This is a genomic window from Sphingosinithalassobacter sp. LHW66-3 (assembly GCF_050703275.1).
In the GTDB taxonomy this organism is placed as follows: Bacteria; Pseudomonadota; Alphaproteobacteria; order Sphingomonadales; family Sphingomonadaceae; genus Sphingomonas.
The window spans coordinates 1978035-1989739 of the sequence record NZ_CP193482.1 but is presented as its reverse complement, the minus strand read 5'-3'; the positions used below and the strand labels follow the sequence as shown (position 1 = coordinate 1989739).

Annotated in this window: 13 protein-coding genes; 11 read left to right on the top strand and 2 right to left on the bottom strand. The window is 67.0% G+C overall.

The window, feature by feature from the left end; translation table 11 throughout:
- Positions 1–65: 65 nt before the first annotated feature.
- Positions 66–1121: a DUF3667 domain-containing protein gene (locus tag ACQ450_RS09665; protein ID WP_431469104.1), complete on the bottom strand. Its 1056-nt coding sequence runs from the start codon at positions 1119–1121 to the stop codon at positions 66–68.
- An 84-nt stretch (positions 1122–1205) separates the two neighbouring features.
- On the opposite strand from ACQ450_RS09665, the gene ACQ450_RS09660 reads away from it, so the two are divergent.
- From ACQ450_RS09660 to ACQ450_RS09615, 10 genes are all read left to right on the top strand, one after another.
- Positions 1206–2477, top strand: coding sequence for a glutamate-5-semialdehyde dehydrogenase (locus ACQ450_RS09660; protein WP_431469103.1), 1272 nt, complete (start codon positions 1206–1208; stop codon positions 2475–2477).
- A 26-nt stretch (positions 2478–2503) separates the two neighbouring features.
- On the top strand, positions 2504–3541 hold the full coding sequence (locus tag ACQ450_RS09655) for an aldo/keto reductase (RefSeq protein WP_431469102.1): 1038 nt from the start codon (positions 2504–2506) through the stop codon (positions 3539–3541).
- 25 nt (positions 3542–3566) lie between these two features.
- The gene (locus ACQ450_RS09650; protein WP_431469101.1) at positions 3567–4193 is read left to right on the top strand and encodes a nicotinate-nucleotide adenylyltransferase; all 627 of its coding nucleotides are present in this window, start codon (positions 3567–3569) and stop codon (positions 4191–4193) included.
- Between the two features lie 26 nt (positions 4194–4219).
- Positions 4220–4588: a ribosome silencing factor gene (gene rsfS, locus ACQ450_RS09645; RefSeq protein ID WP_431471200.1), complete on the top strand. Its 369-nt coding sequence runs from the start codon at positions 4220–4222 to the stop codon at positions 4586–4588.
- A gap of 13 nt (positions 4589–4601) precedes the next feature.
- Positions 4602–5024 carry a 23S rRNA (pseudouridine(1915)-N(3))-methyltransferase RlmH gene (locus ACQ450_RS09640; protein WP_188053122.1) on the top strand — a complete coding sequence of 141 codons (423 nt, stop codon included), beginning with the start codon at positions 4602–4604 and terminating at the stop codon, positions 5022–5024.
- 2 nt (positions 5025–5026) lie between these two features.
- Complete coding sequence (locus ACQ450_RS09635) at positions 5027–6226, top strand: murein hydrolase activator EnvC family protein (protein ID WP_431471199.1); 1200 nt, start codon at positions 5027–5029, stop codon at positions 6224–6226.
- Positions 6227–6317: 91 nt separating this feature from the next.
- Positions 6318–7667 carry a S41 family peptidase gene (locus ACQ450_RS09630; RefSeq protein WP_188053121.1) on the top strand — a complete coding sequence of 450 codons (1350 nt, stop codon included), beginning with the start codon at positions 6318–6320 and terminating at the stop codon, positions 7665–7667.
- An 11-nt stretch (positions 7668–7678) separates the two neighbouring features.
- A complete protein-coding gene (locus tag ACQ450_RS09625; protein ID WP_431469100.1) occupies positions 7679–8161 on the top strand; it encodes a disulfide bond formation protein B in 483 nt (160 codons plus the stop codon).
- Complete coding sequence (locus ACQ450_RS09620) at positions 8158–8694, top strand: demethoxyubiquinone hydroxylase family protein (protein WP_431469099.1); 537 nt, start codon at positions 8158–8160, stop codon at positions 8692–8694. The genes ACQ450_RS09625 and ACQ450_RS09620 overlap by 4 nt, the downstream gene beginning before the upstream one ends.
- Before the next feature lie 35 nt (positions 8695–8729).
- Positions 8730–9116, top strand: a complete 387-nt coding sequence (locus ACQ450_RS09615) for a hypothetical protein (RefSeq protein WP_431469098.1) — start codon at positions 8730–8732, stop codon at positions 9114–9116.
- Here ACQ450_RS09615 and ACQ450_RS09610 read toward each other — a convergent pair.
- Positions 9100–10359, bottom strand: coding sequence for a hypothetical protein (locus tag ACQ450_RS09610; RefSeq protein ID WP_431469097.1), 1260 nt, complete (start codon positions 10357–10359; stop codon positions 9100–9102). The two genes, ACQ450_RS09615 and ACQ450_RS09610, sit on opposite strands and share 17 nt — an antisense overlap.
- 91 nt (positions 10360–10450) lie before the next feature.
- Here ACQ450_RS09610 and ACQ450_RS09605 point away from each other — a divergent pair, with 91 nt between their 5' ends.
- Complete coding sequence (locus ACQ450_RS09605) at positions 10451–11698, top strand: putative DNA modification/repair radical SAM protein (protein WP_431469096.1); 1248 nt, start codon at positions 10451–10453, stop codon at positions 11696–11698.
- Positions 11699–11705: the final 7 nt, after the last annotated feature.

Genomic DNA, 11705 nt, shown 5'->3' with positions numbered 1-11705 from the left:
TTTCCCGGCTGTCGCGCGCGGTGCGTTCGATGTTCCTCACGGATAGTGCCGCGGCGGCGGGGTGCTCAGCCCAATAGCCCCAGCAGCAGCAGGATCACGAGGAAAAGACTCAGCACGATGAAGACGAAGACCATCAGCAGCAGCGCACGCGGAACGGCGGTCAGCCGCCGCAGCTGGTAGGCGCCCTTCAGATGCTTGTAGAGGTGCACGGGAGGGACCAGCGTCGCGATCAGCGCCGTCACGGCGTTCGGCACACCCAGGCTCGCGAGGACCGTGACTGCGATGAACAGCAGCGACATGAAGGCAATCGAGTAGGTGATGAACACCGAATGGTCGTAGCCGCCGTAGCCGCGCTTCCAAGCGAACATCAGCCAGACGAACGGCAGCGACAGCGGGATCAGCAGCCACGAGAACTTGTAGCTGTTCGACTGTAGCTTGTAGAGCGCGAGACTGGGGTTCTTGACCGCCTTCTTGATCCCCTTGTCGAGCCGCGACCAGCCGGTATGGACTTCCTCCTGCGCCAACTCGCCCGACAGATGCGTGCGGCGTTCGGCGAGCCGTGTTTCCAGAGCGGTGATTTCGCGGGAAAGCGCGGCGCGCTGCGGATCTCCCTCGGACAGCGCATCGCGATCGGCCTCGAGTTCGGTGCGCTGGCGCAGCAGCTCCGCGCTCTCCTTCGAGAACCCTTCCTCGAACCCCTGCTGAAACTCCGCCTGCGCCGCGCCGAAATCGGCGGGCGGCGAAAGGCCCGCGACCTGAAACACCGCGAACATCGTGAACAGCGAAAACAGGAACAGCGCCATCGGCGAGACGAAGCGCTTGCGCTCTCCGGCTATGTAGCGCCGCGTCAGTTCGCCGGGGCGAAAAGCGAGCAGAGGCAACGTCCGCCAGAGCTTGCCGTCGAAATGGACGACGCCATGCAGAATCTCGTGCCAGATTTCCCCGATGGTGCGATGGACGTGCGCTTCCTGCCCGCAGCGGTGGCAATGCGGCCCGATCAGCGCCGTGCCGCAGTTGAGGCAGACGTCACCGTGTGCACCGCCCGCGTCCGTGCCAGGCTCGATCGCGCGCGCGATCAGCCCGCCCGTTACGATCTCTCCGGCTGCGTCGAATTCCCCCATGGCGCGTTCCTACCAGCAACCGGCTTGGCAGACGAGATGCTTCGCACGGTTGACCCCGCCGCCTCGAACACCAGATAGAAGGCCATGACCGATACGCTGACCGAAACGAACCCCGAAACGCTGATCGCGGAACTGGGCGCGCGCGCCCGCGCCGCTTCGAACCGGCTCGCGCAGATGGACAGCGCGGCCAAAGCCGCTGCGCTGCGCAGTGCGGCCAGGGCGCTCCGCGCCGCGGAGGCGGAAATCCTCGAAGCCAACGCGGAAGACATGAAGGCGGCCGAGGCGCGCGGCTTGTCCGGCGCGCTGCTCGACCGGCTGAAGCTCGATCCGAAGCGGTTCGAGGGCATGGTTGCCGGAGTCGAGGCGATTGCCGGGCTCGACGATCCGGTCGGTGGCGTCATCAGCGAGGACAAGCGACCGAACGGGCTGGTGCTGCGCCGGGTGCGCGTGCCGATCGGCGTCATCGGCATCATCTACGAAAGCCGTCCCAACGTCACCGCCGATGCCGGCGCCTTGTGCGTGATGTCGGGCAACGCGGCGGTTCTGCGCGGCGGATCGGAAGCGGTGCACAGCAATCGCGCGATCCGCGAGGCAATGGCGGAAGGGCTGGAGGCCGCCGGCGTGCCGGGCGACGCCGTCCAGCTCGTGCCGACGCAGGATCGCGCCGCGGTGGGCGCGATGCTCAAGGCGGACGGCGTGATCGATCTGATCGTGCCGCGCGGCGGCAAGTCGCTGGTGGCGCGAGTGCAGCAGGACGCGCGCGTTCCGGTGCTCGCGCATCTGGACGGCATGAACCACACCTATGTCGACGCCAAGGCCGATCCGGCGATGGCGAAGGAGATCGCAGTCAACGCGAAGATGCGCCGCACCGGCATCTGCGGGGCGATGGAGACGCTGCTGATCGACAGCAAGTTCGCCGATCCCAAGCCGATCCTTTCGGCGCTCGTCGAAGCGGGCTGCGCGCTGCGCGGCGATGCCGATGCCCAGGCGCTGGACGCACATGTCGAGCCGGCGACGGACGAGGATTGGGACACGGAGTATCTCGACGCAGTGCTCGCGGTGAAGCGAGTCGATGGCGTCGACGGCGCGATGGAGCATATCGCGCGGCACAGCTCGCATCACACCGACGCGATCGTGACCGAGGATGCCGCGACCGCCGAGAAGTTCCTGAACGGCGTCGACAGCGCGATCGTGATGTGGAACGCCTCGTCGCAGTTCGCCGACGGCGGCGAATTCGGCCTTGGCGCGGAGATCGGCATTTCGACCGGGCGGCTGCATGCGCGTGGGCCGGTCGCGCTCGAAGGGCTCACGACCTACAAGTGGATCGTCCACGGAACCGGCCAGACGCGTCCGTGACGCCACTCCAACGCTGAGGAAGGGCAATGCGGTACAAGCGCCTCGGAAATAGCGGCCTGTTCGTGTCCGAGCTCTGTCTCGGCGCGATGACCTTTGGCGGCAAGGGGATGTTCAAGGCGGTCGGCCAGGTGCAGCAGGACGAAGCCGATGCGATCGTCCGCACTGCGCTTGAGGCCGGGGTCAACTTCATCGACACGGCGAACGTCTATTCGGAGGGCCGCTCGGAGGAGATCGTCGGCCAGGCGCTGCGAAACCTCGGCACGCGCCGCGAGGACGTGGTCATTGCCACCAAGGTGCTCGGGCCGATGGGGGAGGGCGTCAATGATCGCGGCGCCTCGCGCGGGCATATCCTCGATCAGGCGCATGCCAGCCTGAAGCGCCTCGGCGTCGACCATATCGACCTCTATCAGATCCATGGCTGGGATCCCGCGACTCCGATCGAGGAGACGCTGCGCGCACTCGAGACGCTCGTTCAGCATGGCCATGTCCGTTATATCGGCGTGTCCAACTGGGCGGCATGGCAGATCGCGAAGGCGCTCGGGATTTCCGAACGGCTCGGGATCGGTCGGTTCGAAACGCTTCAGGCCTATTACACGCTCGCCGGGCGGGACCTGGAGCGCGAGCTGGTGCCGATGCTCCAGTCCGAAGGAATGGGACTGATGGTGTGGAGCCCGCTGGCGGGCGGCTATCTCACCGGCAAGTATCGCAGCGGCGGAGAAGACGGGCGTCGCGCCAATTTCGATTTCCCGCCGGTCGACGCCGAACGCGGCGAGCGGGTGCTCGATGCAATGGCTCCGATCGCGGATCGGCATGGCATCTCGATGGCGCAGATCGCGCTCGCATGGCTGCTGCATCAGGATGCGGTGATGAGCGTTATTGTGGGCGCGAAGCGCGTCGATCAGCTCCAGGACAATCTTGCCGCAGTCGATGTTCGGCTGAGCGAGGCCGAACTGGCGTCGCTCGCCGAAGCAAGCGCGCTGCCGCGTGAATATCCCGGTTGGATGCTGGCGCGGCAAAGCGAGTATCGCACGAAGCTCGCGCAGGCGGGACAGCCCGACGAGTGACTGCCGACGCGCGGACGCTGACGGCATGAAGCGCGTGGGGCTGCTCGGCGGCTCGTTCAACCCCGCGCATTCGGGCCATCGCTATGTGTCGCTCCAGGCGATGCGGGCGCTCGGGCTCGACGAAATATGGTGGCTCGTCTCTCCCGGCAATCCGCTCAAGGAAGATCGCGACGACATGGCCCCCTTTGCCGCACGACTGGCGTCGGCGCGGAAGATGGCGAAGCACGCGCCGATCCGAGTGTCCGCGGTGGAGAAGCGACTCGGCACGCGCTACACCGTCGATACGCTCACAAAACTGCCCCGCCTCTATCCCCGGCATCGCTTCATCTGGCTGATGGGAGCGGACAATCTGGAGGGATTCCACCGCTGGCGCGGCTGGCGCCAAATCGCGCGACAGGTTCCGATTGCGGTAGTCGCACGTCCGGGGTATGATGCAAACGCTCACGCAAGTCCTGCGATGAGTTGGCTGCGGCGCTTTGTGCGGCCCGCAGGCCAGGCGAAGAACTGGACGCGTTGGAGATTGCCGGCACTCGTGCTGTTGCGCTTCCGCCCCGACCCTACATCGGCAACACGCCTTCGGGCTGCCGATCCCGCCTGGCACCGGCAGTTTCTGCCGTCCCGAAAACCCGGCACCGACTCTGAGAAACTCTAGGAGTTCCCTTGGCCACATCTCCTACCGTGCTTCGTTCGCCCGATACCGATGGTGTCGAGGCGTTGCATCGGCTCGTTTTGGCGTCGCTCGACGACGACCAGGCCGTGGAGACCGTCTCGATTCCGCTCGCGGGCAAGAGCAGCATCGCCGACTATATGGTCGTCGCCTCGGGCAGGTCGACACGCCAGGTCGCCTCGATGGCGGCGAAGCTCGCCGAGAAGATCAAGGCGGAATTCGGGCGTTCGGCTCGAGTCGAAGGGCTGCCCACGGCGGATTGGGTGCTGATCGACGCGGGCGACGTGATCGTCCACCTCTTCCGCCCGGAAGTACGCAGCTTCTACAATCTCGAGCGCATGTGGGCGTTCGGCGACGCGCCGCCCCCCGGACAGGCCTGACTTCGCGTACGCGATGCTGCTTCACATCGTCGCACGCGGCCGGATCGGCCGAGGGCCCGAAGCGGAGCTCGTCGATCGCTATCTCAAGCGGATCACCTGGCCGGTCAAAGTGACCGAACTGCCCGACACGGGCGGGCGCATGCCGGCGCTGGAGAGCGCCACTCGGCGCGTCCTGCTCGACGAGACCGGCGAGAGCCTGCCCTCGCGCGTGCTGGCCGAGCGGCTGAGCGCCTGGCGCGACGATGGCATTCGCGAAGCGCGCTTCCAGATCGGCGCCGCCGACGGCTTCGACGACAGCGCGCGTGCCGAGGCGGACCTGCTGCTGGCCTTCGGACCGGCCACCTGGCCGCACCTGCTGGCCCGCGCCATGCTCGCCGAGCAATTATGGCGCTCGGTCAGCATCCTCGCCAACCATCCCTATCATCGCGAAGGTTGAAGATGGGTCCGGTGCGCAGCTCCTTCCTCGCGGCGGCCCTGCTGGCGATGCTGGCCGGCGGCACGCTGGTGCGCGCGCAGACGCCGAGCATCGATCAGCAGCAGGATCGGCTGCGTGCGGCCCGCGATGCCTCGCGTGCCGCGCAGCAACGGTCACAGGATCTCGAGCGCGCCGCCGCCGCCGCGCGCGACGATGCCGCGCAGGCGCGCGCCCGCGAAGCCGCGGCGGCGGCGCGGATCCAGGCCGCCGAGGCGGACATCCTGGCCGCGCGCGCGCGGATCGCGATCGTGGATCGGCTGCTCGATTCGCAGCGCACCCGGCTGGCCGAGCGGCAGGGAGCGATTTTGCGGCTGGTCGCCGCCCTTCAGTCGCTCGCGCGGCGGCCGCCGGCGCTGGGGCTGGTGCAGCCCGGATCTACCGAGGATATCGTTCATGTGCGCGCAGTGCTCGGCACGACGCTTCCGGTAGTCGAGGCGCGCACCGCGGACGTGCGGGCCGAACTGGAGCGCATCCGGTCGCTGCGGTCCAATGCAGAGGCCGCGGTGCGCACCCTGCGCGAGAGCCGCGAGCGGCTCGAGGCCGAGCGGCTGGGCCTGGTCCGGATGGAAGCGCAGCATCGCTTGCGGTCGCGCCAGCTCGATCGGACCGCGCTGATCGAATCCGATCGCGCCATCGCCCTGGGCGAGCGCGCGCGCGACATCGTCGACCAGATGGAAGAGATGGAGACGGCGGGCGAAGTGCGCAGCGATCTGGAAACGCTGCCCGGCCCGTTGCCGCGCCCGCGCTCCGGAGAAAGCGAAGGCGAAGGCCAGGCATTCGCTGGCGGTTCCGGGCGCGCAGCGCCCTATCGTCTGCCCGTCGCCGGTCAAGTCGTTCGCGGCCTGGGCGAAGTCTCGGCGACCGGCGTGCGTGCGCGCGGCCTCACCATCGCGTCGTGGAAAGGCGCCGAAGTGGTCGCGCCGGCCGCCGGCCGCGTCGTCTATGCCGATCCGTTTCGCGGCTATCGGGGTGTGATCATCATCGACCATGGCCAAGGATGGACCTCGCTGTTGACGGGAGTTGCCGAGATCGGTGTCGAGGCAGGCGACACAATCGCCCAAGGCGCCCGGGTCGCGCGCGCAGCCGACGCCGAATCGCCGACCGTCACGGTGGAGCTGCGCCGCCGCGGCCAGCCGATGGACATCACTGCGCTGCTCGACTGAAGGCGCCGCACCTAGGGAGATGCCGCCGCTTTGCTCCGGCCGGCAAATAGCCTATCTTCGAGCGGAACCTTCCCGTCTCCGAGAGTATCCGATGTACCGTCCGCTCCTTCAGGTCACTGCTGCCGTCAGCGCGCTCGCGCTCGTGCCCGTCGCGACAAGCGCGATGGCGAATGTTGAGAGCAACAGCTATCGCGAGCTCGACCTGTTCATGGACATCTTCAATCGCGTGAAAGCGAACTATGTCGATCAGGTGGAGGACGAAACGCTGATCAAGGGCGCGATCCGGGGCATGCTTTCGGCGCTCGATCCGCACAGCTCGTTCGTCGACGAACTTGATTTCGACAATCTCCGGATCCAGACCGAAGGCGAATATGGCGGCCTCGGCCTTGTCGTCACGATGGAGGACGGGGCGGTCAAGGTCGTGGCGCCGACCGAGGATACGCCCGCAGATCGTGCCGGCATCAAGGCGGGCGACTATATCACTCATCTCGACGGCAAGCTGATCTACGGGGGCTCGCTCGACGAGGCGATCGAACAGATGCGCGGACCGCCGGGAACGGACATCACGCTGTCGCTCGTCCGGCCGGGCGCCGATGCGCCGATCGAAGTGACGCTCACGCGCGAAGTGATCGTGCAGAAGCCGGTGAAGTGGGAAGTGCGCGACGGCGTCGGCATCATCAACATCAACACTTTCTCACAGAGCACCGGCGCTGACACGCGCGCGGCAATTCGTGCAATCGAGCAATCGCTGGGGCGTCCGCCGCTCGGCTATATCGTCGATCTGCGCAACAACGGCGGCGGATTGCTGAGCCAGGCGATCGAAGTGAGCGACGTGTTTCTTTCGCACGGCGAGATCGTCTCCCAGCGCGGACGCGACCGTGCCGACATCGAACGCTATTATGCGGAATCTGCGGTTCCTGGCGATCTTACCCGCGGCTTGCCGATCGTGGTGCTGGTCGATGCCGGATCGGCTTCGGCTTCGGAAATCGTCGCCGGCGCGCTGCAGGATCATCACCGCGGGCTGGTGATGGGCGACCGCAGCTTCGGCAAGGGATCGGTGCAGACGCTGATCCAGCTGGGCCCGACGACGGCGCTACGGCTCACCACCGCGCGCTACTATACTCCGTCGGGCCGTTCGGTGCAGGAAGGCGGCATCGAGCCGGATATCGCCGTGCCGCAGCTTTCCGATCCCGATCGGGCGACGCGGCCGGTGTTTCGCGAGGCGGATCTGCGCCGCCACCTGATCAACGAGATCGAAACCGACGACGCAGTGCTCGAGGAGGACACCGAAACCGATCCCCGCTTCTCCGCGACGGCGGAAGAGCTGGAGGAGCAGGGCATCGAGGATTTCCAGCTCCACTATGCGCTGCAGACGATCGCGCGGCTGGATGATCGGCCGCGCATGGCCGGCTCGCCGGCGGCGCCGCAGGGCGGGCGCTGAGCCGGAGGCCGATGAGCAGAGACATTCTTCTCGCGCGCCGGCTCGCGCTGCTGCTGCCGCTCGGTCTGCTCGCCGGAGCGCTCGGGTCGCAATATCTGGGCGGGCTCTATCCGTGCGAAATGTGCCACTGGCAGCGCTGGCCGCATTATGCCGCTATCCCGGTCGCGGCGGCGGCATTCTTCGTTCAGCATCGCTTCACGCGCGCCACGCTTATCTGCATCGCGGCGGCGCTGATTGCCGTTAGTGGAGCGATCGGCGTGTTTCATGCGGGTGTCGAATATGGCTGGTGGCCCGGCATCACCGGATGCACGGCAAAGGCCGGCGCCGAGCTGAGTGGTGCCGACCTGCTCGATTCGATCAATCGTGCGCCGCTGGTCCGCTGCGATGCTCCGCAATGGACCTTCGGCCTGTCGCTTGCGGGGTGGAACGCGCTGTTCTCGCTCGGCGGTGCAGCTGTAATCCTCGCGCTGGTCGGGCGAAGGCGCGCGCTATGAGCCGCTGGAAGCCCGGAGACCGGCGCGAGCCGGTGCCCCAGATGATCCGAGTCGATCAGGCGGGCGAATATGGCGCCACTCGGATTTACGCAGGGCAGCTCGCAGTGATGGGCGATCGCACGCCGACCGCGCGCGCGATCGCGGGGATGGCCAATCAGGAAGAGCGGCATCGCGCCTTCTTCGATACGATGATTGCCGCGCGCGGCGTGCGGCCGACGGCGCTGCAGCCCTTCTGGAATGTCGCCGGATATGCGCTCGGCGTCTCGACGGCGGCGCTCGGGCCTGAAGCGGCAATGGCGTGCACCGCTGCGGTCGAGACCGAAATCGACCGGCATTACCTCGCTCAGCTCGAGCAATTGGGGGAAAGCGATTCCGAATTGAGCGAAGCGGTGAGCCGCTTTCGCGACGAAGAGATCGAGCATCGCGACGCTGCGCTTGAGGCCGGTGCCGAATCGGCACCCGCCTATCCGTTGCTGGCAGGGCTGATCCGACTGGGCTGTCGCGCGGCGATCGGTCTGTCGAAACATATTTGAGCGCCCGGGGTTCGGGCGTGGAAGGAGTCACCAAGGTGAAGACACTTCTGGCAATGACGCTGGCCGCAGCGGGCGTGGCGATAGCCGCTCCCGCACTGGCACAGGATGCGCCGATCAATGGCGTGGTCACGATTTTCGGAGAGGATCCGTGCCCTCGCGACGCGATCTGCGTCCGCGCTCCGGAGACGGAACGTTACCGGATTCCGCGGGCATTGCGCGAGCAGGCCGAAATCACGCCTGAGAATCAGAGCTGGGCGGTGCGCCAGCAGTCCGCCTTGCAGGAAGGCGCGACGGGCGTGGGAAGCTGCTCGGCGGTCGGGCCGGGCGGCGCAACCGGCTGCTTCGTTCAGCAAGCCACGCGCGCGACTGCCGAGCGGCGCCAGCGCCGCGAGCAGGAGAGCAACGTCACGCTGGTGCCGTGACGTCCACGCGCTCGGCGGTCTGCGCACTCTGTAGCCGCTGCCGCGGAAAACTCAGCCACTGCGGCGGCGGCAGGCGCAGCGCGTCGGCGATGAGCCACAGCATCGCGCCCCCGCGCAGCAGTGCCGCGAGCGCGATGTCCGCGTGGCTGGCCGCGAGCGCGGCGCCTTCGATGCCTGCGAACCACCAGAATTCGGCGAAATAGGCCCAGATCCCGCCGACTAGGAACAGCGCAACCGGCCACAGCCGCGGTGCGGTCAGCAGCAGCAGCGGATAGAGCCACAGATCGAATTGTGGCGAATAGACCTTGTTGGTCAGCATGAACCAGGCGAGCACCGGTGGAAAGAGGACCCACAGCCGCTCGCGGTGGCGGCGCCATCCCAGCGCGACGATGGCCGAGGCGCCGGTCAGGAAGATCATCGCGGCGAGCAGGTTGCGTTCGGGGATCGTGGTGCGCCACCAGCCGAACGCCGTGAAGATCTCCCAGGCCGATGCCGCGGTTCCGCTGCGCGCCCCGGAAAAGCGATAGAATTCGGACCAGTTTTCCGGCGCCGCCAGCGCCACCGGCAGGTTCACGAGCGCCCAGGCGCCGACTGCCGCTGCGGCAAGCGCCGAGGCGCGCAGCAGCCGCGCCCCCCAACCGCTGCGTGTGCCGCCGAACAGCGCCTGCAGCCCCAGCAGCGGCAGCAGCAGGATGGGAAACAGCTTGGCCGCGACTCCCAGCCCGGCCACCGCTGCGGCACGCGCCAGGGCGCCGCGGCGCGCGAGCAGCATGGCGCCCGCTGCAAAGCCGACCGCCAGCATGTCCCAATTGTGCCCGACGTAGAGGATCAGCGGCGGTGCCGCTGCCCAGGCCCAGAGCCGTCGCCTGTCCAGCCCTTCGCACCAGAAGAGATAGAGGAGCAGCGCTGCGAGCGCCGTGTTCGCCAGCGTGACGAAGCCGAGAAAATGGATCGCCCCAGCGCTGCCGCCGAACACCAGCCGCGCCGCGCCGCCCTCTGCCCAGATCAGCGCGCCGGTGAGCACCGGATACTCCATCCGCGCCTGGAAATACGGTGCTTCGCCAGCCGCTACGCCGCGCCCGCCCCAGAAGGGCACCGCGTCGCTGTAACAGCCGGTGGTATATTGCTCGAGGTCGGTCCAGCCCCCCGCCATACAGTGCGACTTGAAGAACCAGCCGGCGGCGCAGGTGAGCAGCAGCACCGCGAGCAGCCTTAGAAACTCCCGATTCACGCGTGCGGCCATCGGCGCTCCCCTCTGTCCACTGCTTAATGCTGGCGGGTCTTAACGTCCATTCCTCTGGACGAAGCAAGCCATAGAACATAAAAGGAACATCATGGCTCAGCTCGATCTACGCGCAAAGCTGGCGATCCTTGCCGACGCCGCGAAATATGACGCCTCCTGCGCATCCTCGGGAACCGCGAAGCGCAATTCCGGCGGCGGCAAGGGGCTGGGTTCCACCGAAGGGATGGGCATCTGCCATGCCTATGCGCCCGATGGACGGTGCATCAGTCTGCTCAAGATCCTGCTGACCAACAGCTGCATCTTCGACTGCCATTATTGCATCAATCGAAAGAGTTCGAACGTCCGCCGCGCCCGGTTCACGCCGCAGGAAGTCGTGCAGCTGACTCTCTCCTTCTACCGGCGCAATTATATCGAGGGGTTGTTCCTTTCGTCGGGAATCATCCGCTCGTCGGACTATACGATGGAGCAGATCGTCGAGGTCGCGCGCAGCTTGCGCGAAGACCATGATTTTCGCGGCTATATCCATTTGAAGACGATCCCTGATGCCGATCCCGGACTGGTGCATCAGGCGGGGCTCCATGCCGATCGCCTTTCGATCAACGTCGAGCTTCCGACCGTCGCCGGGCTGCGGCGGCTGGCGCCGGAGAAATCGGCGAATCGGATCGAAGGCGCGATGGCGGGGACTCGCACCGCGATCGACGACGGCCGCGACGCCGTGAAGCGGTACAAGTCGGCGCCGCGCTTCGCCCCGGCAGGCCAGTCGACTCAAATGATCGTCGGCGCCGACGCAGCGAGCGATCGCGACATCGTGCGCCGGGCCGCTACGCTCTACGATCGCTTTCGGCTGCGCCGCGTCTATTATTCGGCGTTCAGTCCGATTCCCGACGCAAGTGCGGTGCTGCCGCTTCGCCGCCCGCCGCTGATGCGCGAGCATCGGCTCTACCAGTCGGACTGGCTGATGCGCTTCTACGACTATGCGCCCGACGAAGTGGCTGCGGCGGCCGAACCGGCGACGGGCATGCTGCCGCTCGACATGGATCCCAAACTGGCCTGGGCGCTGCGCCACCGCGAGCGGTTTCCGGTCGACGTCAATTGCGCCCCGCGTGAGGCGCTGCTGCGCGTGCCGGGGCTGGGGGTGAAGGCCGTGAATGCGATCCTCGCGGCGCGGCGCTGGCGGCGGCTGCGTCTGGCGGACGTGGCGCGGCTAACGGCCTCGATCGGCAAGGTGCGGCCGTTCCTGATCGCGGAGGATTGGCGCCCGATCGCGCTTGCCGATCAAGCCGAACTCAAGCCGTTGCTTGTGCCGCCGCAACAGCAGCTCGAATTATTTGCCGCGTGACTTGGCA